The following is a 20729-nucleotide window of genomic DNA, read 5'->3' on the forward strand; positions in this document are numbered from 1 at the left end:
TTCGAGGCCCGACTGGGTCGGGACGTCCTTGCGCCCGGCCTGGCGAGCCGCCTCGACCCGGGCCTTCCACTTCTCGTTTCCGAGCAGCCAGTCGAACGACTCGGTCTGCAGGGCAAGAAGGTCAGGAACTTCGAGAGGCTCCTGGATGCGCGCAAAAGAGACGCGACGGGGACCAGCGGGTACGGCGGAGGCGTTGCGCGAGGCTGCCAACAGATGTCCTTCCGAGGGCTCGCGGCGGACTGACTACACGCACGCCAGACAACCTCGCAACGTGAGCAAGCATCACGGGTCGTCAAAGGGCAGCGCAAAGGGGCAGTGTAGCCGAACGGCACACGCCTGTCCACTTCACCCTCGCTGCATGCTCCACGTTGGTCGCAGCATCGCCCGTTCAGGCGGAAACGTCAAGCCCACAAGCCCGACTTTTAGCCGCCTCAGGGCCCGGACGCTGGGTTTTCTCCCCTGTGTGACTGATCGCCTACCGCCAGGCCCAAGACGATACCCGCGAACGGGGGCGGTTAACGCTCCGTCACACCGGGGGCCGAACCCATGCCGACAACCGGTGTTGCTGTGACTGGGTTACCCCTATCAAAGGCTGCGCTAAACCTGATTTTTGGTAACAATTGAAGGTAGCGGCACGCCGACGATCTCCGCGGCCTCAGGCGGTGCCCAGCAACGTGGACAGGCCCGCCACCAGCCAGCGCGAATCTTGCCGCACCATGACGAACCTGGCCCGGTTCTGGGTGAACTCTTGCGTGAGTCCTTCTTTACCGGGGATCTCCTTGACCGTATCAGTGTTCACGAAGAGCAGAACCTCGACCCGGTCGGGCTCGGCCCGCTCCACCCCTGCGCCCGCCACGTCGACGGTCTGCGTGATCTTCTGCGCCCTCGCCTTGGCCACCAGGGTCTTGCTCAGCTCCTTGTAGTGCGCGGTCAGCTCGCCCGTGGTGAACGTCCCGGCCCGCGCCAGATCCTCCTCCACCGTCCGATAGTCGTACGAGAGCAGCTCGGGGGCGACCTTCCTGGCCGCCGCCACCGCCTGCGCCCCCGCCGCGTCCGCGTCGCGCAGGTCCTGGAGGTTGAACCACATGGTCGGCACCAGCACCCCCGCGACGACCACGAGGACGCTCAGCAGCACGATCATGAAGATCCTCACGCGACCTGCACCACCTTCGAGACCAGCCACAGGCCGCCGACCTTGCTCAGGTCCATCTGCCACCGGTAGTACCGCTCCTGCGGCGGGCTCTTCGACCCCTCCCAGCGGATCTCCACGTCGGCCACCACCAGCACCCTCGCCGTCGTGCCGGTCATCGAGACCAGCCCCGTGGCGCGCAGCACGCCCTGCTGGACGACCTTGTTCTCGACGGTGGTGGACTTGAGCTTGCCGGCGTTGGCCTCGTACTCGGCCCTGGCCGCGCCGGTCGAGGAGTCGAGGATGCGCCGCAGGTCGGCGTCCACGCTCTTGTGGTCGAGCGAGACGAGGTTCTTCGCGTGGGTCCCCGCGGCCAGGAGCGCGGCCTGCTTGTCGCCTGCCCTGCCCTGTTCGTCGCGCGCCTGGGCCGCGATCCACACGCCGGTGCCCACGAGCACCGCCAGCACCCCGCTGAGCGCCGCGATCAGGAGGCGCGCGGGCCGACCGGCGAGTCCTGCCACGTCTGCTCACCCCTTCCCGGCCCGTCGCTGCCGGATCATAACGCGACACCCGCTCATGAAGCCCCCGAATCAACGCAGGCGGTCTGGCAGCGGGCGCGCCCCGAACCTCGCCGAATCTCCGCAAATGCCCCCAGAGGGCCCTCAGAGGCCCGCTGAGCATCCCCCAGGGCCTCTTCCTACGCCTCGCCCCTCCAAGGGCCTCTCCCGGCCCGTGCGGGCCGCGAAACGGCGGTACGGCCCGGCTCGCCGCCCTCACCCGGGGCTCGCCGCGGCTCACCCGATCCTGGATGCTCGCCGGCTCAGGCGGTGCCGCGGCTCAGGCGGTGCCGCGGCTCAGGCGGTGCCGCGGCTCAGGCGGTGCCGCGGCTCAGGCGGTGCCGGATCACCCCGTTGGCCGCCAGCCAGGCCCCCGGCGCCCGCTGGGTGCGGCGGATCCTGGCGCCCGACGGCATGAGCTGCGGCGGGATCGGCGGCAGCGGGCCGGGGTCGTGACCCAGCTGCGCCTCGGCCTCCAGCTCGGACAGGTCCTTCTCCTCGGACATGCCGATGGGGCCGTGCCTCCTGGCGTTCAGGAACTGCCGCACCACCGGCTCGTCGCTCGACAGCAGCATCTCGCGCGGGCCGAACATCACCAGCTCGCGCCGGAACATCAGCCCGATGTTGTCGGGCACCGTACGGGCGGTGTTGATGTCGTGGGTCACGATCAGGAACGTCGCCTCGATCTCCGCGTTGATGTCCACGATGAGCTGGTTGAGTATCGCGGTCCTGACCGGGTCGAGCCCCGAGTCGGGCTCGTCGAACAGGATGATCTCGGGGTCCAGCACCAGCGCCCTGGCCAGCCCCGCCCGTTTGCGCATGCCGCCGGAGATCTCGCCGGGCAGCTTGGTCTCCGAGCCCAGCAGGCCGACCAGGTCGACCTTCTCCATGACGATCTGCCGGACCTGGGCCTCGCTCTTCTTGGTGTGCTCGCGCAGCGGGAAGGCGATGTTGTCGTAGAGGTTGAGCGAGCCGAACAGGGCGCCGTCCTGGAACAGCACGCCGAACAGCCGGCGCAGCTCGTACAGCTTGGCCTCGGGGCAGTGGGCCAGGTCGTGGCCGTCGATCCAGATGTGCCCCCGGTCCGGCCGCAGCAGGCCGACCAGGGTCTTGAGGAAGACCGACTTGCCGGTGCCGGAGGGGCCGAGCAGCACCGAGATCTCGCCCGAGGGCAGCGTGAGCGAGACGTCCTCCCAGATGACCTGCTTGCCGAACGATTTGGTCAGACCGTCGACCACGACTTCGACGCCCACTGGTCACCTTCCCGGTCGCGGAGAGTACGCGGGGGACAACGTGCCGCAGACTTTACTGGGGGGAGGCGGCCGCCGGAACGGGTCGCCCGGGCTTGTTACCGGGCGGTTATGAGACATCCAGTCCAGTAAGCGGCGTCACTGCCATCGGCGGCCACCCTGCCCGCCTCCCTGAAATGCGAAAGAGGCGGCACACCCGGCACCAGGGTGTGTCCGCCTCTTTTGCGTAGAGCTCAGGTGTGAAGTGCGTTACTTCACGGTGACGGTGGCGCCGGCACCCTCGAGGGCAGCCTTGGCCTTCTCCGCCTGCTCCTTGTTGACCTTGCCGTCGAAGACCGGCTTCGGAGCGCCGTCGACCAGGTCCTTGGCCTCCTTGAGGCCCAGGGACGTGAGGGCGCGGATCTCCTTGATGACCTGGATCTTCTTGTCGCCGGCAGCCTCGAGGATGACGTCGAACTCGTCCTGCTCCTCGACGGCGGCGGCCTCGCCACCACCGGCGGCGGCCGGGGCGGCGGCAACCGCGACGGGGGCGGCGGCCTTGACGTCGAAGGTCTCCTCGAACAGCTTCACGAACTCGGACAGCTCGAGGAGGGTCATCTCCTTGAACGCGTCGAGCAGCTCGTCGGTGCTGAGCTTCGCCATGATCGTTTCCTTACGTTTAGGACTTGCTGAAAACTAGGAACGGGACCGCGGTGTCTGCGGCAACCCCCGTGTTACTCGCCAGCCTCGTCGCGCTTGGCGCGAAGGGCGTCGGCCAGCTGGGCCATCTGCGTGGGCAGAGCGGCGAACATCGCGGCAGCGGCGCTCTGCTTGGCCTTCATGGCACCGGCGAGCTTCGCGAGGAGAACCTCGCGGGACTCGAGGTCGGCGAGCTTGGTGATCTCGGTGGCGTCGAGCGTCTTGCCGTCGAGGACGCCGCCCTTGATCACCAGAAGGGGATTGGCCTTGGCGAAGTCACGCAGACCCTTGGCCGCCTCGACAACGTCGCCGTTGACGAAGGCGATCGCGGTCGGACCGGCGAGGAGGCTGTCGAGGCCCGACAGGCCGGCCTCGTCAGCCGCGATCTTGGTCAGGGTGTTCTTCGCCACGGCGAACTTCGCATTCCCACCGAGAGAAGTGCGCAGCTCCTTGAGCTGAGCAACGGTGAGACCGCGGTACTCGGTCAGAACGGCGGCGGCGCTGCCTTCGAACTCACGCTTGAGCTCGGCAACCGCTGTCGCCTTATCCGCCCTCGCCATGGGCCTCCTTCCAGATGTGCCGCCGGTGAAGGCCCCTGGACATGAGAACAGCCCCGGCGCAGGGGCGCACGGGGCTCACGCACACGGAAACGACCATGTGGGAAACTCGCATCACACCTGCGCAGGCCGTCCACGTGACGTGGATCCTTCGGTCGCCGGGTTGTGAGCACCCGACGACGACCGGCGGTCTTCGGCATCGACCAGCGTACGCGCCGGTCGCCGAGTTTCCAAATCGTTCTCAGTTGGTGGTGTTCTTGGGCAGCTCACCGACCTGGTCGGCGGGCGGCGCCTGGATGCTGACGGCCTCGTTGAAGCCCTTGAAGAACAGCGTGGCGTCGAGCGTGGCGCCCTCCTTGGCGCCGTTCAGCGCGAGCTTGCGCGGCAGGCCGTCGGCCGCCACCCAGAGGTCGAACTTGACGTCCTTCAGCTCGGCCAGGCCCTTCCTGGCCTGTGCCTGCTCGTCGGCGGGAAGCTGCTGCACGGCCACGTCCACGGGGAACGTGCCGCTGTAGTGAGTGGTGTCCTCGCCGTTGACGCTCTCGGTGCCGGCCGCCTTCACGTCCTGCGAGGCCGTGACGAGCTTGGTCATGTTGCCGAGATCGAACTGCTGGATCTGGCCGAGGTACCGGTTCACCTCGCCGGCGTTCCCCGTCTCGTTCAGGGGGACCTTGATCCACGGCTTCGTGTTGCCCAGGAACTCGTTGAGCTGCTGGACCTTCACGTAGACCGTGTCGCCCTGCAGCACCGCGCGCACGCCGCCTTGCAGGCTGCGGCCTCCCATGTCGACGGTGTCCAGGGTGAGGTCGGCGGCGAGCTGGGGCTTGCTCTGGTAGAGCATGCGACCCTGCACCTTGCCGCTGCCCGCCTGGGGCTCCGTCACGTTCACCACGGCGTCGACGGTGTAGCTGGTGACCTCGGCGGTCTTCTGCGCGGCCTGCGCGAGCACTTCCGAGGCGGCCAGGTTGACCTGGATGGGCTGGGCGTTCGATCCACAACCGGCGACCGCCGCCACGACGAGCGCGGCACTGGCCGCGGTCATACTTATCGTGCGCTTCAGCATGTTTTGACCTTACTTTTAAGTTCCGGGGTCATGGCGTCTTCCCCACACAAATCGGGGAAAACCCAGGGTTGTCCCCCACAGCCTCTGCACGATCCCCGCACATTCGCCGATCACGGCCAGGCCGTTCAGCGCGGGGGTTCGTCGCCGAGGCGCTCGCAGATCGCCGCGCTGATCCGGTCCACGTCGAAGCGCTCGGCCGCGGGCAGCGGCGCGTCCGCGCGTTCGCGCAGCTCCTGCGCCGTCCGCAGCAGTCCGGCCGCCTCCTCGGGGTCGCCCTGGAGGAGCCGGGCCCCGGCCAGGCCCTCCAGGGCGAGGGCCTCGGCCCGGGGGTCGCCGTCCGCGCGGGCCGCCTCCAGGCTCCTGGTGTGCAGCTCGGCCGCGGTACGGACGTCGCCGCGCCGTTCGGCGATGAAACCCAGCTCGGCCAGCAGCAGCGCCACGGGCCCGCCGCCCCCGCCGATCCTGCGCAGCCACTCCAGCCCGGTACGGAAGTAGCCCTCCGCCGCGTCCAGGTCACCCCGCCGCCGGGCGGCCAGGCCCAGACCGATCCTGGCGAACTCCTCCATCGACTTGTCGGCGTGCTCGACGGCCTGCCTGCGGGCGCGTTCGTGCAGGTCGTCGGCGCGTTCGAGGTCGCCGGTGAGCAGCGCGATCCGGCCCAGGCGCGAGGTCAGCAGCGACACCTCCGACCACAGCCCCAGCCGCTCGGCCATCCGCAGCCCGGTCTCGAAGTGCCGGGTGGCCTCTGCGTACGCCCCGGCGACCTCGGCCATCACGCCCAGCGGCTCGACGGTCTGCAGCAGCCCCCACTGGTCCCCCAGCTCGCCGAAGAGCGCGGCCGCCCGTTCGCCGTCCCTGCGGGCGGCGGCGAAGTCGCCCCGGAGCGCGGCGTACCTGACCAGGCCGGCCAGCGCCGCCGCCACGCCCCAGCGATCGCCGGCCGCCTCGAACGCGCGCAGCGCCGCGTCGAGATGGCCGACCCCGTCGGCCTGCTCCCCCACGCCGATCAGCGCGAACCCAACGAACCACCGCAGCCGCGCCCGCGTCACCGGATCGGCGACGCCCTCCAGCGCCGCCTCGGCGTCCACGGCCTGGCCCGCGCGGATGCCGATGCCCGCCGCCCAGGCCAGCGCCTGCGCCTGCGCCTGCTCCTGCGCCTGCGCCCGCGTCTGCTCCTGCGCCCGCTCCTGCGCCCGCGCCTGCTCCTGCGGCGACGTCTCGCCGGGCAGCGCCAGCGCCCGGGAGAGCGCCTGGCGGGCCTCGCTCAGCCTGCCGGTCATGAACCAGTACCAGGACTGCGCGTTGACCAGGCTCAGCGCGCAGTCCGCGGCGCCCTGGCCGACCGCGTGGTCGAGCGCGGCCCGCAGGTTGGCCGCCTCCGCCCGCAGCCGGGGCAGCCAGACGTCCTGCTCGGGGCCGCGCAGCAGCGGCTCGGCGCGTACGGCGAGCGCGGCGTAGTAGTCGCGGTGCCGCCCGCGCATGGCCTCCAGCTCGCCGGCCTCCGCCAGCCGTGTCACGCAGTACTCGGCGATCGGCTCCAGCAGCCGGTAGCGGCCGTCGCTCCGCACGACCACCGACCGGTCGACGAGCCTGGCCAGCAGGCCCATCACGTCGGAGACGTCCACGCCGCCGCCCGCGCACGTGCGTTCGGCCGCCTCGATCGTGCAGCCGCCGGCGTGCACCGCGAGCCGGGCCAGCAGCGTGCGCTCCGGCGGGCTGAGCAGCTCCCAGCTCCAGTCGATCACGGCGGTGAGCGTGCGCTGGCGGGCCGGGGAGTCCCGGGGGCCGTCGCCGAGCAGCCGCAGGCTCAGCCGGTCGGCCAGCTCGCGCACGCCCAGCCCGCGCACCCGCGAGGCGGCCAGCTCCACGGCCAGCGGGATCCCGCCGAGCCTGCGGCAGATCTCCGCCACCGCCGCGTCGTCGTCCACCTCCGCGCCCGAGGCGGCGGCCCGCTCGGCGAACAGGTGCGCGGCGTCGGCCGGCGCCAGCGGCGGCACCGCGACCACCGTCTCGCCGGACAGGCGGAGCGGCTCGCGGCTGGTGGCCAGCACCCGCAGGCCGGGCACGCCGCGCAGCAGCGGCCCCACGACGGCGGCGACCTGGTCGAGCAGGTGCTCGCAGTTGTCCAGGACCAGGAGCAGGCGGCGGCCGTTCAGCGCCTCGTGCAGCGGGCGCGGGCGGCCGTCGTCGCGCACGCCCAGCGCCTCCAGGACGACGTCCTCCCCGAACCGCCCCAGCTCGGCGAGCTCCACCAACTGCACGCCACCGCCCCCGGCCGGCTTACCGTCGAACCACGAGCCGGCCACCTCCAGGGCGAGTCGCGTCTTGCCGACGCCGCCCGGCCCAGTCAGCGTGACCAGCCGCGACTGGTCGAGGGCGGCGCGGATCCGGCGGGTCTCCTCGTCCCGCCCGACGAGCCGGGTGACGGGCACCGGCAGGGCGGGACGGGCCGGGCCGGCCGCGGGAGGGGTCAGGGCGGGGTCCTGGCGCAACATCGCCGCGTGCAGCGTGGTCAGGCGCGGCCCGGGGTCGGCGCCGAGCTCGTCGGCCAGCAGGCGGCGGACCCGCTCGTACGCCTCCAGGGCCTCCGCCTGGCGGCCGGCGGCGTACAGGGCCGTGAGGTAGGCCGCCTGAAGGCGCTCGCGCAGCGGGTGGCGCGCGGCGAGGGCGGCCAGCTCGCCGGCCAGCGTCCCGTGCTCGCCGAGCTCCAGGCGCGCCTCCGCGCGCTCCTCCAGCGCGTCCAGGCGCGCCGCCTCCAGCCGCGCGATCGCGGGGGCGGCGAAGGCGGCGTCGGCGAAGTCCGCCAGCGCCGGCCCCCGCCACAGGGCGAGCGCGTCGGCGAGCAGCGCCGACTTCGTACGGGCATCCGCCGCCGCGTACGCCCGGGACACCAGCACCGCGAACTGCCCCTGGTCCACCGCGTCGGCCTCGACCGTGAGCCGGTAGCCGGCCGGGCCGTGGCCGACGAGGTCGCGGGCGCCCGGCTCGGCGTCGTTCAGCGCCCGGCGTAGCTGGGAGACCTTCTGCTGCAGCGCGTTGCCGGGGTTGCGCGGCAGGTCCTCTTCCCACAGGTCGTCGATGAGCCGGTCGGCCGAGACGGGGCGGCCCTCCTGGACCAGCAGGTCGGCCAGCAGCGCGCGGACCTTCGCCTCGGGGATGCGGAGCGGCTCGCCCTCTTCCGTCCAGACCGCGAGCGGCCCCAGCACCCCGAAACGCACCCGTCACACGTTAGGCGAACTCCTTCCCGAAATCGAACGTCCGCCACCGTTCCGGGCGAATCCGGAAGGTCACCCAGTCGCCCAGCCCGTCCCGGATGGTGGTGAAGAAGCGTTCGCCCTGCTCGGGGCCGAGGTAGCGGATCGACCAGTCGCGGTACTCGCCAGGGTCGGTCGGCTCGTAACCGGCCACGGGGCCGTCCACGGAGACGTACTTGTACGGCATCGCCTCCTGCTGCACGGCGAACCCGACGGAGGCGGCCCCGCGGATCAGGTCGTGCTTGCGGGTGCCCGCGGCCGTGCTGATCCGGATGTCGCCGCCGGGGGCGTAGCCGTACCAGATGGGGACCAGCAGCGGCGCGGGCCCGTCGGGCACGCTGAGCACGCCGATGTGCGTGCCGGCCAGGAACTCCTCGCGTTCCTTGACGCTCATTCTGGTGGACACGTGATCTCTCCCCTCAGCCCAGCCGGACGAGCATCTTGCCGGTGTTGGCGCCGCTCAGCACGCCGAGCAGGGCCGCCGGGGCCCGTTCGATGCCCTCCTCGACAGTCTGCTCGTAGCGCAGGGAACCGTCGGCGATCCACGCCGAACCCCGCTCGATCCACTCGGGGAACAGGTCGAAGTGGAAGTTGATCAGCATGCCGCGCAGCGTGGCGTTCCTGGCGGCGAGCCGGAACAGGTTGTCCGGCCCCGGCACCGGCTCGGTGGCGTTGTAGCCCGAGATCGCGCCGACCATCCCGATCCGGCCGTTGTCGCGCAGCGCCGCGATGGCGGCGTGGAGGTGGTCGCCGCCGACGTTGTCCAGGTAGACGTCGATCCCGTCGGGGGCCGCCTCGGCCAGTTGCGCGGCGATCGGCGCGGCCCTGTAGTCCAGCCCCTCGTCGAAGCCGAACTCCGTGACGAGCCGCTTCGCCTTGTCCGGCCCGCCCGCCGAGCCGATGACCTTCGCCGCGCCCAGCTTCCTGGCGATCTGCCCGGCGATGCTGCCCACCGCGCCGGCGGCGGCCGAGATCCACACCACGTCACCCTGCTGGACCGGGGAGACCCGGGTCAGCGTCGCGTACGCCGTCAGCCCGGTCGTGCCCAGCGGCCCGAGATACGCCTCGGCGGGCGCCACGCTGGTGTCCACCACGGTGGCCTCGGCCGCGTCCAGCACGGCGTACTCCCGCCAGCCCAGGAAATGCGTCACCACGCTGCCCACCGGGACGGTCTCGGCCCGGGAGGCGACCACCTCGCCGACGGCGCTGCCCAGCAGCGGCGCGCCCAGCTCGTACGGCCGGGCGTACGAGACGTCTTCGTTCATCCACTCCCGCATGTACGGGTCCACCGACATCCACGTGTTGCGGACCACGATCTGCCCCTCGCCGGGCTGGGGGACGCGGGTCTGCGCGAGCTCGAAGTCTGCGGGGACGGGCTCGCCCACCGGGCGGGCGGCCAGTCGGATCTCACGGCTGATCAGTTCGTCTCTCATGCCCCTTACGATGCCGCCCACCGCTTTGGGTTCCCTTTGGGTTCCCTTCGGCGCCCGCACGGCAGGCGCGGGTCGCGGCCGTACGGGCCCGGGAACGCGGAACGCCCCCGCCCGATCGATCGGGCGGGGGCGTCCGTGGAACGCTGAGGGCTCAGGCCTCCAGCTCGGCCGTGAGGCCGCGCGTGAGGTTGGGGTCGACCGGGACACCCGGGCCCATCGTCGTGGAGAAGGTGACCTTCTTCAGGTAACGGCCCTTGGCCGCCGACGGCTTGAGACGCAGCACCTCGTCGAGGGCGGCGGCGTAGTTCTCGATGAGCTGACGCTCGTCGAACGACGTCTTGCCGATGATGAAGTGCAGGTTGGCCTGCCGGTCGGTGCGGAACTCGATCTTGCCGCCCTTGATCTCCGTCACGGCCTTGGCGACGTCGGGCGTCACGGTGCCGGTCTTCGGGTTGGGCATGAGGCCACGCGGGCCGAGCACGCGGCCCAGGCGGCCGACCTTGCCCATGAGGTCGGGGGTGGCGACCACGGCGTCGAACTCGTTGAGCCGGTTGCCCTTGGCGATCTCGTCGATCAGCTCGTCGGCGCCGACGATGTCGGCGCCCGCCTCGCGGGCCGCCTCGGCACGGTCACCGGTCGCGAAGACCAGGACCCGGGCGGTCTTGCCGGTGCCGTGCGGGAGGTTGACCGTGCCACGCACGATCTGGTCGGCCTTGCGAGGGTCGACGCCGAGCCGGAGCGCGACCTCCACGGTGGCGTCGAACTTGGTGGTCGACGTCTCCTTGGCCAGCTTCGCGGCCTCGACGGGCGTGTAGAGCTTGTCGCGGTCTACCTTGGCGGCCGCGTCTTTGTGCGCCTTGCTGCGCTGCATTTCATACTCCTAGTGGTGTCCGGGCCTGCCATGACGACGGCCCTCCCACGATGTCTGGGAAGGTGACTACTCGACCGTGATGCCCATGGACCGGGCGGTGCCGGCGATGATCTTCTCGGCCGCCTCGATGTCGTTGGCGTTGAGGTCGGGCATCTTCGTCTCGGCGATGCTGCGCAGCTGCTCACGGCTGAGCTTGCCCACCTTGTCGCGGTGCGGGACCGCGCTGCCCTTGTCGAGACCCAGGGCCTTCTTGATCAGCTCAGGCGCCGGAGGCGTCTTCGTGACGAAGGTGAAGCTGCGGTCTTCGAAAATGGTGATCTCAACGGGGATGATGTTGCCCCGCTGAGCCTCCGTCGCAGCGTTGTACTGCTTGACGAAGTCCATGATGTTGACGCCGTGGGGACCGAGGGCGGTACCCACGGGCGGCGCCGGGGTGGCCTGGCCGGCCGGAAGCTGCACCTTGACGAGTGCGGCGATTTTCTTCTTCGGAGGCATTTGTCCTTCTCCGGGTCCTGATTGCGATGCCGTCCGGCCCGAAGGATTGCGGGCCCGGACATGTCGGAGGCCGCCCTCGCGATAAGGCGGCCGACCGAACGTCTAAGTGTAAGTGATCGTCTCAGATCTTCGAGACCTGGTTGAACGAGAGCTCCACCGGCGTCTCACGGCCGAAGATCGAAACGAGCACCTTGAGCTTCTGCGACTCGGGGCTGATCTCGCTGACCGAGGCCGGCAGCGTGGCGAACGGGCCGTCCATGACGGTGACGGACTCGCCGATCTCGAACTCGACCGTGGGGCCCGAGGCCGCCTTGGTCGTGGTCTTCTTGGCCTCTTCCGTCGGCTCCGGCGCCAGCAGCTTGGCGACCTCGTCGAGGCTGAGCGGGCTCGGCTTGTTGGACAGGCCCACGAACCCGGTCACGCCGGGCGTGTTGCGCACCGCGGCCCAGGACTCGTCGGTCAGCTCCATGCGCACCAGGACATAGCCGGGCAGCACGCGCTCCTTGACCGGCACCTTCTTGCCGCTCTTGAACTCCTGGACGGTGTGCGTCGGCACCTCGACCTGGTAGATGTAGTCCTCCATGTTGAGCGACACGTTGCGGCTCTCGATGTTGGACTTCACGCGGTTCTCGTAACCGGCGTAGGAGTGAATGACATACCACTCGCCGGGCAGCCCGCGCAGCGAGCTCTTGAACTCCTCGACGGGGTCGACATCGGGAAGATCCGCAGCGTCCTCGACGGCGTCGGCCTCTTCCTCGGCCTCCTCGTCGCTCTCCTCGACCTCGGCCTCTTCGAGAGCCGCCTCGGCGGACTCCTCAGCGGCCTCTTCCAGCTCGTCGCCCCACTCGTCGCGGGACTCGTCCGCCGGAACTGAAGACTCGGACACGGTGACTCTTCCTCTTTCGTGGTTTTCGAATGGCGACTCCGTCAGGCGACCCACCCGCGGCGTCTCGGTCAGGATCCGCCGAAGATGCGGAGGACCGCCCATCCCAGGGCGCTGTCGAGCCCGTACACGATCGCAACCATGATCAGAACGAATATCAGAACGACCGTGGTGTAGGTGATGAGATCCTTGCGTGTCGGCCAGATGACCTTACGCAGCTCGTTGACGATCTGCCGATAGAAGAGGGCAGGAGACGTGCGGGTCTTCTTCTCGCCACTAGGCTTGTCTGCGGTCTCGCCGCGCGTGTCGATCGCCACAGTCCTCACCTGATCCGTCGTATCCAACGCAGTTTTGCGGCGCGCTTACACGCCTATTGTTGCGCGGACCGCACTCGCAGGGCACGAGGGACTCGAACCCCCAACCGCCGGTTTTGGAGACCGGTGCGCTACCAATTGCGCCAGTGCCCTATGTCGTAGACCAGACTACCCTGATCGACTCACTGCCTGGACCGAACCGCTCGCCGACATGCGGCGGAAGGACCAGGCGAAAGCATACGGGTACTTGCCCCGTTCGTCGAACCAGAACGTGATCGCCCAGGTCACGCGCGCGGAGGAGCGTGCGTGGGAGCATGGACGCATGTCCACCCGACCCCGCGTCTCCGCGAGAATTTCCGCGATATCCGAGTCCGCCACCCTGGCCGTGGACGCCAAGGCGAAGGCGATGAAGGCGGCCGGGCGCCCCGTCATCGGCTTCGGCGCCGGCGAGCCCGACTTCCCGACGCCCGGCTACATCGTCGAGGCGGCGATCGAGGCGGCCCGCGACCCGCGCTTCCACAAGTACACCCCCGCCGGTGGTCTGCCCGAGCTGAAGAAGGCGATCGCCGACAAGACCGCGCGCGACTCCGGCTACGCGGTCGAGCCCTCGCAGGTGCTGGTCACCAACGGTGGCAAGCAGGCGGTGTACGAAGCGTTCGCGACGCTGCTCGACCCCGGCGACGAGGTCCTGGTCGTCGCGCCCTACTGGACGACCTACCCCGAGGCGATCAAGCTGGCCGGGGGCGTGCAGGTGGACGTGGTGACCGACGAGTCCACCGGCTACCTGGCGAGCGTGGCGCAACTGGAGGCGGCGCGCACGGGGCGGACGAAGGCGCTGCTGTTCGTCTCGCCGTCCAACCCGACGGGGGCCGTCTACTCGCGCGAGCAGACGGTGGAGATCGGCCGGTGGGCGGCCGAGCACGGCCTGTGGGTCGTCACCGACGAGATCTACGAGCACCTCGTGTACGGCGACGCCGAGTTCACCAGCATCGCCACGGCCGTGCCCGAGCTGGGCGACCAGGTCGTGATCCTCAACGGCGTGGCCAAGACGTACGCGATGACCGGGTGGCGGGTGGGCTGGCTGATCGGCCCGTCCGACGTGGTCAAGGCCGCCACCAACCTGCAGTCGCACGCCACCTCCAACGTCTCCAACGTGGCCCAGATGGCGGCGCTGGCGGCGGTGTCGGGCGATCTGTCGGCGGTGGCGGAGATGCGGGCCGCGTTCGACCGGCGGCGTCAGACGATGGTCCGGATGCTCAACGAGATCCCGGGCGTGTTCTGCCCCGAGCCGAGGGGGGCGTTCTACGCGTACCCATCGGTCAAGGAGCTGGTCGGCAAGGAGCTGCGCGGTCGGCGGCCGCTGTCGTCGGGCGAGCTGGCGGAGCTGATCCTGGAGGAGGCCGAGGTGGCCGTGGTGCCCGGTGAGGCGTTCGGCACGCCCGGCTACTTCCGCCTGTCCTACGCGCTGGGTGACAACGACCTGGTCGAGGGCGTCAGCCGGCTGGGCAAGCTGCTGTCCGAGGCGCGCTGACGACCCGCGCGCTGACGACCCGCCCGCTGACGACCCGCCGGCGCGGCGCCGCGCCGGCCACCCGCGCCGACGACAGCCGACCGCCGGCGGTGGGTCAGCCGGCGGTGGGTCAGCCGGCGGTGGGTCAGCCGGCGGTGGGTCAGCCGGCGGTGGGTCAGCCGGCGGTGGGTCAGCCGGCGGTGATGTCGGTGGCGAGCGGTTTGATCTCGCTGGTGAGGCCGGGCGTCGCGCCGATGTAGACGGCGGTGCCCGGCTCTTCCAGCCACATGAAGCTGCGCACGCCCGTACGCGTGGTCCAGCGCAGCGCCGGCTTGCCGTGGTAGGCCGTCAGCGTGGCCTTGCCGACCAGCGTGGCGAACCGCTCGGCGGTGCGCACCCCGCACACCACGCCGACGTAGAGGCGCTCGTCGTCGTCGCTCCAGATGCGGCCCTTGACCTTGAGCGGACGCCTGAGCGAGTCGAGGCGGGAGAAGCCGCCCTCGCGGGTGAGGCCGGCGGGCGCGGCGGGCACCCGGACCTCGGTGCCGCCGCAGGACAGCGGCGGCGTGCCCGAACGGGTGACGGCGGGTTTCGGCGGCGGAAGGGTGGCCAGGATGTCCGGCTCCTCGCCGCTCCCGGCCGCGCCGCCGCCACCGGCACCGCCGTCACCACCGCCGCCGCCGCTGCCGCACGCCGTGAGCGTGCACAGGAGGAGCACCGCTGCCAGCCGCCGCATCGACCCCCCATGACGTTGTCCGGATGACCGCCTAGTCTCCTACACGAGTTCTGGCCGAGGCGGCGATTGCGGCCAGTTCCGCGCCGAGCGCATCGCTCACCCGGATCCACGCGGCCGTGCCCGCGCGTTCGAGCCAGGCGATGACCCGGCCGCCGCCCGGATGCCTGCCGACCACGGCCGGCCTGCCGCGCACGGTGACGGCGCGGGCCTCCCGCACGCCGAGGCGCTTGCGGTAGCCGTCCCAGTCGGCGGCCACCGTACCGCGTTCCACCTGGGCTTCGACAAATCCGTCCGGCGAGGCGTACCGGGCCGACGCGCCGCCGTCGACGCCCGGCCCGGCCGCGACGGCGCCCCCGCCGCGGCGTTCGAGCCCCGGGGGCAGGTAGGTGAGCCAGAGGTCGTCGGCGACCACGGCGAGCACCGGGCGGAAGAGCGGCTCGGGACGCGGCCCCCCGGCCGCGCCGCCGGCTCCCGTACCGGCGTCGGAGGGGCCGGGCGTCGGAGGGCCGGGCGGCACGGGCACCGGTGCGGGGGCGGGGGCCGGGGACGGCAGGGCGGCGCGCGGGGGGCGTCCGAAACCCGAGGAGAAGATGGCGTAGATGACGAGGGCCGTCGTCACGAGCGCCAGCGCCGCGAGCGCCGCGCGCGGGCCTTCGCCCATGTCACGCCCCTGGGGAATCATGCGGTCAATGATCCCCCGGCGCGCCTCGTCCGTACCGTGGGTCCGTCCGGTCTCTGTCCGGGGCACGCGTACCGGCGCTGACGCCGGATGGCAAGATATGCAGATGCTGCGGCCCCTGCACTCGCTTCCCAAGGCCCATCTCCACCTGCACTTCACCGGCTCGATGCGGCATTCGACCCTGATCGAGCTGGCCAGGGAGCAAGGGCTGCACCTGCCCGACGCGCTGGAGCAGGACTGGCCGCCGAAGCTGCGGGCGACCGACGAGCGGGGCTGGTTCAGGTTCCAGCGGCTGTACGACATCGCCAGGTCCGTCCTGACTCGCCCGGAATACGTCTACCGGCTCATGCGCGAGGCCGCCGAGGACGAGGCGGCGGCCGGGTCGCGCTGGCTGGAGATCCAGGTGGACCCGTCGGGCTACGCCCAGCGCTTCGGCGGCCTCACGGCCACGCTGGAGCTGATGCTGGACGCGGTGGACCAGGCGGCCCGGCACGCCGGCGTCGGCATGGCGGTGATCGTGGCGGCCAACCGGACCCGCCACCCGCTCGACGCCAACACGCTGGCCCGGCTCGCCACCCAGTACGCCGGCAAGGGCGTGGTCGGCTTCGGCCTGTCCAACGACGAGCGGCGAGGCCAGGCCAGGGACTTCGAGCGGGCGTTCCGGATCGCCAAGCGGGGCGGGCTGCTGTCCGTGCCCCACGGGGGCGAGCTGCTGGGCCCGCGCAGCGTCGCGCAGTGCGTGGACGACCTGGGGGCCGACCGGGTGGGGCACGGCGTGCGCGCGGCCGAGGACGAGCGGCTCATGCAGCGGCTGGCCGACCGGCAGATCTGCTGCGAGGTCTGCCCCACCTCCAACGTCGGCCTGGGCGTGGCCGAGGAGCCGGCCGGCGTGCCGGTGCGCCGGCTGTTCGACGCGGGGGTGCCCATCGCGCTGGGCTCCGACGACCCGCTGCTGTTCGGCACGCGCCTGCTGCGCCAGTACGAGCTGGCCAGGGAGGTGTACGGCTTCAGCGACGCGGAGGTGGCCGAGCTGGCCCGCCAGTCCGTACGGTCGTCCACCGCCCCCGAGTCGGTGCGCAAGGAGCTGCTCAAGGGCGTGGACGACTGGCTGGCCGGCTCACTGGAGTGAGAAGGGCGTGAACGACCGGCCGACCGGCCGACCGGCTCACTGGAGTGAGGAGGCGACGCGGACGGCCTCCTCCATCGTGCGCGCGCCTTCCAGGCGGAAGTTGAGGTCGTCCTGCCACCAGATGAGTGTGGGGGCGGCCTGGCGCAGGGGCACCCTGGTGCCGTCCTCCCGGCGGATGTAGCCGACGGGGTGCTCGCCGCTCATCCACAGGGCTTCGCGGCCGTTCAGCCGGGTGAAGTCGGGGAAGGGCGGGCCGACCTGCTTGAAGAAGTACGGCTCCACCGCGCCGTCGAACTGGTCGAACCTCAGACCGTCCGGCCAGAACATCGACACCACCCTGCCGCCTTCCGACACCGTGACGCGGTGCGGCGGGTCCAGCGCGGCCAGGGTCCTGACCGGGAACCCGGCCCGGGCGGGAAGCTCCGCCATGGAGACGGGGGTCTCGCCGGGCAGCGTCGCCGTGGCCGTGACGGGCGGTGGCGTGCTCCGGCCCATCTGGAGCTCGATCCCGGCGAAGCGCAGCACCGCCATGACGGCGGCCCGCCCCTGAGGGGTGGCGGCCGTGACGGCGACCACGGCGACGATCACGGCCACCACGACCGCCCACCTCCTCCGCCGTCCCCGCCGCACCGGCCCCCGCCGACCACCGTCCCGCCGACCCGGCGCAGAACCGGGGACCGCGGGATCCGACCCGGCGGGGTCCGGGGTGGTGGGGTCGGGGTCGGGGGTGGGGTGTTCGAGGCGGGTGCGGACGGTGGCGGCGACCGTGGCCGGGGGTGGGGCCGGGAGATCGAGGAGGTCGCCGAGGGCCAGGAGCTCGGCCTCCAGGTCGTCGAAGGGCTCAGGCGAGTTCACCGCCCACCTCCTCCCTCAGCCGGGCCAGCCCGCGATGGGTGCTGGACTTGACGGTGCCGACGGGCCAGTCGAGCACCTGCGCGGTCTCCGCTTCCGTCAGTTGCAAGAAGTACCGGCACACGACGGCCTGGCGTTCCCGTTCGGGCAGGGCGCGTACCGCGGCGAGCAGGCGGGTGCGGCGGTCGCCGGCCACCGCCACGTCGGAGGGGTCGTCGGGCACGCGGGCGTCGGCGGTCGTGCCGAGCCGCAGGACGAGGTCGGACCGGCGACCGCGCGAGCGTGTGAGGTTGTGGGTCTCGTTGGCCACGATGCGCAGCAGCCACGGGCGGAAGGGCGCCTGCCTGCGGAAGCCGGGCAGGTGCCGGTACGCCTTGACGAACGCCTCCTGCACCACGTCCTCGGCCTCGTCCCCGGCCCCGAGCAGGTACGCGGTACGGTGGGCGAGCGCGCTGTAGCGGGCGACCAGCACCTCATAGGCCGCCAGGTCGCCTTCGAGCGAGCGGGCGATCGCCTCGTCGTCGTCCATCGCGACTCAGATTCCACCGCATCGGGGGTCAGGCGGGGAAGGGCGTTTCGCGCATCGTGTCATCCTGGTGACCGGCGCGGGCATTAGACTCGGGCAATCCATGAGCCCCTCGAAGGAACGGGATTATGTCTTCTGGGTATGACCGTGTAGTGCAACCGGCGGCCGGTGACGAGGCCCTGGAGAACCACCTGGGTGGGGACGAGGCCAAGAACTATCGGCAGTACGAGTTCGACATGGTCGCCCCGCATGTCGGCCGCTCGATGCTGGAGATCGGCTCGGGGCTCGGCCACTTCGCCGAGCAGTTCCTGCCGCGCCTCGACCGGCTCGTGGTGAGCGACTTCGACCCCTACTGCGTCGAGCAGTTGGAGAAGCGCTTCGCGGGCCGCGACGACATCAGCGTCCTGCAGTTCGGGCTGCCCACGGACATCCCGCTGCACGACAAGGTCGACACCGTCGTCATGATGAACGTGCTGGAGCACATCGAGGACGACGCCGAGGCGCTGCGCTCGCTGGCGCGCGTGACGCTGCCGGGCGGCCGGATCATCATCTGGGTGCCCGGCTACATGCAGCTTTATGGAGACTTCGACCGCAAGGTCGGTCACGTCCAGCGCTACACGCCCAAGACGCTGAGCGCCACGGTCGCCAGGGCGGGGCTCGACATCGAGGTGCTCAAGCCGATCAACTTCCTGGGCGGCATCGCCTGGTGGGCGGCCGTGCGGCGGGGCGGGGTGGGCTATCCCGACCCGCGGCTGGTCAAGATCTACGACCGCACGGTGGTGCCGATGACGCGCTTCATCGAGCGGTTCGTCCGGCCGCCGTTCGGCCAGACGGTGTTCTGCGTCGCCCGGGTGCCCCGGCAGAAGTAACCACACACAGACGACCCCATACAGAGACGAAACGCGCCCGGCCGGTCCCGTGGGTGGTGGGACGACCGGGCGCGTCGTGTTGACGGCGGGCGGGCGCGCGGCCCGTACGCCGCCTACTTGCCCGTACGCCGCCTACTTGATGGAGCCGGCGGTCAGGCCGCCGACCACCTTCCGCTCGATCAGGGCGAACAGGATGATCACCGGGATGGTGGCGATCACCGAGCCGGCGAACAGGTTCTGCCAGTCCACCTGGTACTGCCCGATGAACGAGTTGAGCGCCACGGGAAGCGGCTGGTTCTCCGTCGTCGTGGTCAGGGTCAGCGCGACCACGAACTCGTTCCACGCGGCGATGAACGTGAAGATCAGCGCGGTGATGACGCCGGGCATGGCCAGCGGCAGCGTGATCCGGAACAGCGCGCCGAAGCGCCCGTTGCCGTCGATGAAGGCCGCCTCCTCCAGCTCGCGCGGGATGGAGGAGAAGTAGGCGTTCAGGATCCACACGGCGAAGGCCAGGTTGAACCCGCCGTTGACGAGGATCAGCGCCCAGATCGAGTCCACCAGCCCGAAGGTGAAGAACTCGCGGTAGATGCCGACGACCATGGCCGTGGGCTGGAACATCTGGGTGATCAGCACGAGGATCAGGAACGCGGTGCGGCCGCGGAACTGGTGCCGGGCCGAATAGTACGCCGCGGGCAGCGCCACGAGCAGCACCAGCACGGTCGAGCCGGCCGCCACCTTGATCGTCACCCAGAGGTTCCCCGCCAGGCCGCTGCCCCAGAAGTCGGTGAGGTTCGACCACACCCACTCCTCGGGCCAGAACGTCACGTCGCGCAGCGAGTCCTGGGACCTCAGCGAGGTCAGCAGCATCACGATGTAGGGGAACAGGAACAGGAACGCCACGACGTACGCGGTGGCCGCGACGAGGACGGTCTTGAGCCTGGGCATGGCGCGCGAGGGAGCGCCGCCCCTGCCCGCGCGGACGTGGCGGCGGGGGGACTTGGCCTGGGCCGGAGCGGTCTCGACGGCCATCACGCCACCTCCTTGTTCCACCGCGACACCCTGAGGAAGATGACGGTGAGCACGATCACCATGGCGAAGTTGACGACGGACATGGCGGCCGACTCGCCGATGTCGGAGCCCTTGAGGATGTACATGAGGATCGTGGAGGTGGCGGTGGAGTAGCCGGGCTGGCCGTGGGTCATGGCCCAGATGATGGGGAAGCTGTTGAAGACGTTCATGACGTTGATCAGGGCCGCCACGGTGAGCGCGGGGCGCAGCAGCGGCAGCGTGATCGACCAGTACGTCCGCAGCCGGCCGGCTCCGTCCATCTTCGCGGCCTCGTACACGTCGGACGGGATCGTGGCGAGCCCGGCGAGCAGCGCGTACGTGGTGAACGGCACCGACACGAACACCGCGACGAACACCAGCCACGGCATGGCCGTGGCGGCGTCACCGAGCTGGTCGGCCGCGGCCCCGCCCATCGCGTCGATCAGCCCGAGTTTCACCCGGATCTGGTTGATCACGCCGACCTCGGGGTCGAGCATCCACTTGAAGATGATCGCGGTCATCAGCACGGACGCGGCCCACGGCGCGATCAGCGCCCACCGGGCGAGCTTGCGCAGCGGGAACCGCTGGTTGAACAGCTGGGCCAGGGCCAGCGAGATCAGCACGGTGAGCACGACGACCGCGATCACCCAGATCACGCTGCGGACCATGACGTCGCCGAAGTCCTTCTCGGCGAAGAGCTTCTCGTAGTTGGCGAAGCCGTTGTATCCGCGTACCACGCCCAGCCGGCTGATCTCCAGGAACGAGGACCTGATCATCTCGACCACGGGCCAGAGCACGACCAGCGCGATCAGCACGATGGCGGGCCCGACCCAGGCGAGGGGTTCGAGGGCGCGCAACCTTCTCATGGAACACCTTTCCAGGACAGTACGGCCGGCG

General features: G+C 70.8%; 23 protein-coding genes and 1 tRNA gene. 3 read left to right on the plus strand and 21 right to left on the minus strand.

Annotated features, from left to right (window positions below; genetic code table 11):
* The 15 genes from IO39_RS52710 to IO39_RS19050 form a co-directional block, all read right to left on the minus strand.
* Positions 1 to 210, minus strand: a 210-nt coding sequence (locus IO39_RS52710; protein ID WP_157548568.1) for a hypothetical protein, incomplete at its 3' end; no start/stop codon positions are given.
* Positions 211 to 655: 445 nt separating this feature from the next.
* Positions 656 to 1153, minus strand: a complete 498-nt coding sequence (locus tag IO39_RS54530) for a hypothetical protein (RefSeq protein ID WP_245642056.1) — start codon at positions 1151 to 1153, stop codon at positions 656 to 658.
* Entirely contained in the window at positions 1150 to 1650 is a 501-nt protein-coding gene (locus IO39_RS54535) for an Rv1363c family protein (protein WP_043624707.1), read from the minus strand. Before IO39_RS54535 ends, IO39_RS54530 begins: the two co-directional genes overlap by 4 nt.
* Before the next feature lie 350 nt (positions 1651 to 2000).
* Complete coding sequence (locus tag IO39_RS18995; RefSeq protein ID WP_043624710.1) at positions 2001 to 2939, minus strand: ABC transporter ATP-binding protein; 939 nt, start codon at positions 2937 to 2939, stop codon at positions 2001 to 2003.
* Positions 2940 to 3185: 246 nt separating this feature from the next.
* Positions 3186 to 3578 carry a 50S ribosomal protein L7/L12 gene (gene rplL / locus IO39_RS19000; protein ID WP_043624713.1) on the minus strand — a complete coding sequence of 131 codons (393 nt, stop codon included), beginning with the start codon at positions 3576 to 3578 and terminating at the stop codon, positions 3186 to 3188.
* A gap of 71 nt (positions 3579 to 3649) precedes the next feature.
* A complete protein-coding gene (gene rplJ, locus IO39_RS19005; protein ID WP_043624716.1) occupies positions 3650 to 4174 on the minus strand; it encodes a 50S ribosomal protein L10 in 525 nt (174 codons plus the stop codon).
* A 238-nt stretch (positions 4175 to 4412) separates the two neighbouring features.
* Positions 4413 to 5213 (minus strand): SCO4651 family lipoprotein, encoded by an 801-nt coding sequence (locus tag IO39_RS19010; protein ID WP_245642057.1) that lies wholly within the window; start codon positions 5211 to 5213, stop codon positions 4413 to 4415.
* A 146-nt stretch (positions 5214 to 5359) separates the two neighbouring features.
* Positions 5360 to 8452, minus strand: coding sequence for an AfsR/SARP family transcriptional regulator (locus tag IO39_RS19015; protein ID WP_043624718.1), 3093 nt, complete (start codon positions 8450 to 8452; stop codon positions 5360 to 5362).
* 10 nt (positions 8453 to 8462) lie between these two features.
* A complete protein-coding gene (locus IO39_RS19020; protein ID WP_245642058.1) occupies positions 8463 to 8894 on the minus strand; it encodes a pyridoxamine 5'-phosphate oxidase family protein in 432 nt (143 codons plus the stop codon).
* 13 nt (positions 8895 to 8907) lie between these two features.
* The gene (locus tag IO39_RS19025; protein WP_043624725.1) at positions 8908 to 9921 is read right to left on the minus strand and encodes an NADP-dependent oxidoreductase; all 1014 of its coding nucleotides are present in this window, start codon (positions 9919 to 9921) and stop codon (positions 8908 to 8910) included.
* Positions 9922 to 10072: 151 nt separating this feature from the next.
* Positions 10073 to 10792: a 50S ribosomal protein L1 gene (gene rplA / locus IO39_RS19030; protein ID WP_043624728.1), complete on the minus strand. Its 720-nt coding sequence runs from the start codon at positions 10790 to 10792 to the stop codon at positions 10073 to 10075.
* Positions 10793 to 10858: 66 nt separating this feature from the next.
* Complete coding sequence (gene rplK / locus IO39_RS19035; protein ID WP_043624731.1) at positions 10859 to 11287, minus strand: 50S ribosomal protein L11; 429 nt, start codon at positions 11285 to 11287, stop codon at positions 10859 to 10861.
* A gap of 121 nt (positions 11288 to 11408) precedes the next feature.
* Positions 11409 to 12173, minus strand: coding sequence for a transcription termination/antitermination protein NusG (gene nusG, locus IO39_RS19040; protein WP_043624734.1), 765 nt, complete (start codon positions 12171 to 12173; stop codon positions 11409 to 11411).
* Positions 12174 to 12241: 68 nt separating this feature from the next.
* Positions 12242 to 12487 carry a preprotein translocase subunit SecE gene (gene secE, locus IO39_RS19045; protein WP_043624737.1) on the minus strand — a complete coding sequence of 82 codons (246 nt, stop codon included), beginning with the start codon at positions 12485 to 12487 and terminating at the stop codon, positions 12242 to 12244.
* 77 nt (positions 12488 to 12564) lie between these two features.
* Positions 12565 to 12637, minus strand: a tRNA-Trp gene (locus IO39_RS19050).
* Positions 12638 to 12806: 169 nt separating this feature from the next.
* Here IO39_RS19050 and IO39_RS19055 point away from each other — a divergent pair.
* Positions 12807 to 14015, plus strand: a complete 1209-nt coding sequence (locus tag IO39_RS19055; RefSeq protein WP_043624740.1) for a pyridoxal phosphate-dependent aminotransferase — start codon at positions 12807 to 12809, stop codon at positions 14013 to 14015.
* A 169-nt stretch (positions 14016 to 14184) separates the two neighbouring features.
* Here IO39_RS19055 and IO39_RS19060 read toward each other — a convergent pair whose 3' ends face one another.
* Both IO39_RS19060 and IO39_RS19065 read right to left on the minus strand, forming a co-directional pair.
* Entirely contained in the window at positions 14185 to 14730 is a 546-nt protein-coding gene (locus IO39_RS19060; RefSeq protein ID WP_043624743.1) for a hypothetical protein, read from the minus strand.
* Positions 14731 to 14761: 31 nt separating this feature from the next.
* Complete coding sequence (locus tag IO39_RS19065) at positions 14762 to 15412, minus strand: hypothetical protein (protein WP_157548571.1); 651 nt, start codon at positions 15410 to 15412, stop codon at positions 14762 to 14764.
* A 103-nt stretch (positions 15413 to 15515) separates the two neighbouring features.
* On the opposite strand from IO39_RS19065, the gene IO39_RS19070 reads away from it, so the two are divergent.
* Positions 15516 to 16538 carry an adenosine deaminase gene (locus IO39_RS19070; RefSeq protein ID WP_043625292.1) on the plus strand — a complete coding sequence of 341 codons (1023 nt, stop codon included), beginning with the start codon at positions 15516 to 15518 and terminating at the stop codon, positions 16536 to 16538.
* A gap of 36 nt (positions 16539 to 16574) precedes the next feature.
* On the opposite strand, the gene IO39_RS19075 is transcribed toward IO39_RS19070, so the two are convergent.
* Complete coding sequence (locus IO39_RS19075) at positions 16575 to 17393, minus strand: hypothetical protein (RefSeq protein ID WP_052423071.1); 819 nt, start codon at positions 17391 to 17393, stop codon at positions 16575 to 16577.
* The gene (locus tag IO39_RS19080) at positions 17380 to 17919 is read right to left on the minus strand and encodes an RNA polymerase sigma factor (protein WP_043624749.1); all 540 of its coding nucleotides are present in this window, start codon (positions 17917 to 17919) and stop codon (positions 17380 to 17382) included. The genes IO39_RS19075 and IO39_RS19080 overlap by 14 nt, the downstream gene beginning before the upstream one ends.
* Before the next feature lie 125 nt (positions 17920 to 18044).
* Between IO39_RS19080 and IO39_RS19085 the strand changes: the two genes are divergently transcribed.
* On the plus strand, positions 18045 to 18785 hold the full coding sequence (locus IO39_RS19085; protein WP_043624752.1) for a class I SAM-dependent methyltransferase: 741 nt from the start codon (positions 18045 to 18047) through the stop codon (positions 18783 to 18785).
* 132 nt (positions 18786 to 18917) lie between these two features.
* Here the strand turns inward: IO39_RS19085 and IO39_RS19090 are convergent, their stop codons facing one another.
* A complete protein-coding gene (locus IO39_RS19090; protein ID WP_245642059.1) occupies positions 18918 to 19814 on the minus strand; it encodes a carbohydrate ABC transporter permease in 897 nt (298 codons plus the stop codon).
* Positions 19814 to 20698, minus strand: a complete 885-nt coding sequence (locus tag IO39_RS19095; RefSeq protein WP_052423072.1) for a carbohydrate ABC transporter permease — start codon at positions 20696 to 20698, stop codon at positions 19814 to 19816. Before IO39_RS19095 ends, IO39_RS19090 begins: the two co-directional genes overlap by 1 nt.
* Positions 20699 to 20729 lie beyond the last annotated feature (31 nt).

Origin of the sequence: Nonomuraea candida (assembly GCF_000725485.1) — a bacterium.
GTDB lineage: Bacteria > Actinomycetota > Actinomycetes > Streptosporangiales > Streptosporangiaceae > Nonomuraea > Nonomuraea candida.

Excerpts from the sequence above, each read along its gene's own strand:
- rplL (WP_043624713.1), bottom strand. The coding sequence starts at position 3,578 with ATGGCGAAGCTCAGCACCGACGAGCTGCTCGACGCGTTCAAGGAGATG.
- rplJ (WP_043624716.1), bottom strand. The coding sequence starts at position 4,174 with ATGGCGAGGGCGGATAAGGCGACAGCGGTTGCCGAGCTCAAGCGTGAG.
- IO39_RS19010 (WP_245642057.1), bottom strand. The coding sequence starts at position 5,213 with ATGACCGCGGCCAGTGCCGCGCTCGTCGTGGCGGCGGTCGCCGGTTGT.
- IO39_RS19025 (WP_043624725.1), bottom strand. The coding sequence starts at position 9,921 with ATGAGAGACGAACTGATCAGCCGTGAGATCCGACTGGCCGCCCGCCCG.
- rplA (WP_043624728.1), bottom strand. The coding sequence starts at position 10,792 with ATGCAGCGCAGCAAGGCGCACAAAGACGCGGCCGCCAAGGTAGACCGC.
- rplK (WP_043624731.1), bottom strand. The coding sequence starts at position 11,287 with ATGCCTCCGAAGAAGAAAATCGCCGCACTCGTCAAGGTGCAGCTTCCG.
- IO39_RS19055 (WP_043624740.1), top strand. The coding sequence starts at position 12,807 with ATGTCCACCCGACCCCGCGTCTCCGCGAGAATTTCCGCGATATCCGAG.
- IO39_RS19060 (WP_043624743.1), bottom strand. The coding sequence starts at position 14,730 with ATGCGGCGGCTGGCAGCGGTGCTCCTCCTGTGCACGCTCACGGCGTGC.
- IO39_RS19065 (WP_157548571.1), bottom strand. The coding sequence starts at position 15,412 with ATGATTCCCCAGGGGCGTGACATGGGCGAAGGCCCGCGCGCGGCGCTC.
- IO39_RS19070 (WP_043625292.1), top strand. The coding sequence starts at position 15,516 with ATGCTGCGGCCCCTGCACTCGCTTCCCAAGGCCCATCTCCACCTGCAC.
- IO39_RS19080 (WP_043624749.1), bottom strand. The coding sequence starts at position 17,919 with ATGGACGACGACGAGGCGATCGCCCGCTCGCTCGAAGGCGACCTGGCG.
- IO39_RS19085 (WP_043624752.1), top strand. The coding sequence starts at position 18,045 with ATGTCTTCTGGGTATGACCGTGTAGTGCAACCGGCGGCCGGTGACGAG.
- IO39_RS19090 (WP_245642059.1), bottom strand. The coding sequence starts at position 19,814 with ATGGCCGTCGAGACCGCTCCGGCCCAGGCCAAGTCCCCCCGCCGCCAC.
- IO39_RS19095 (WP_052423072.1), bottom strand. The coding sequence starts at position 20,698 with ATGAGAAGGTTGCGCGCCCTCGAACCCCTCGCCTGGGTCGGGCCCGCC.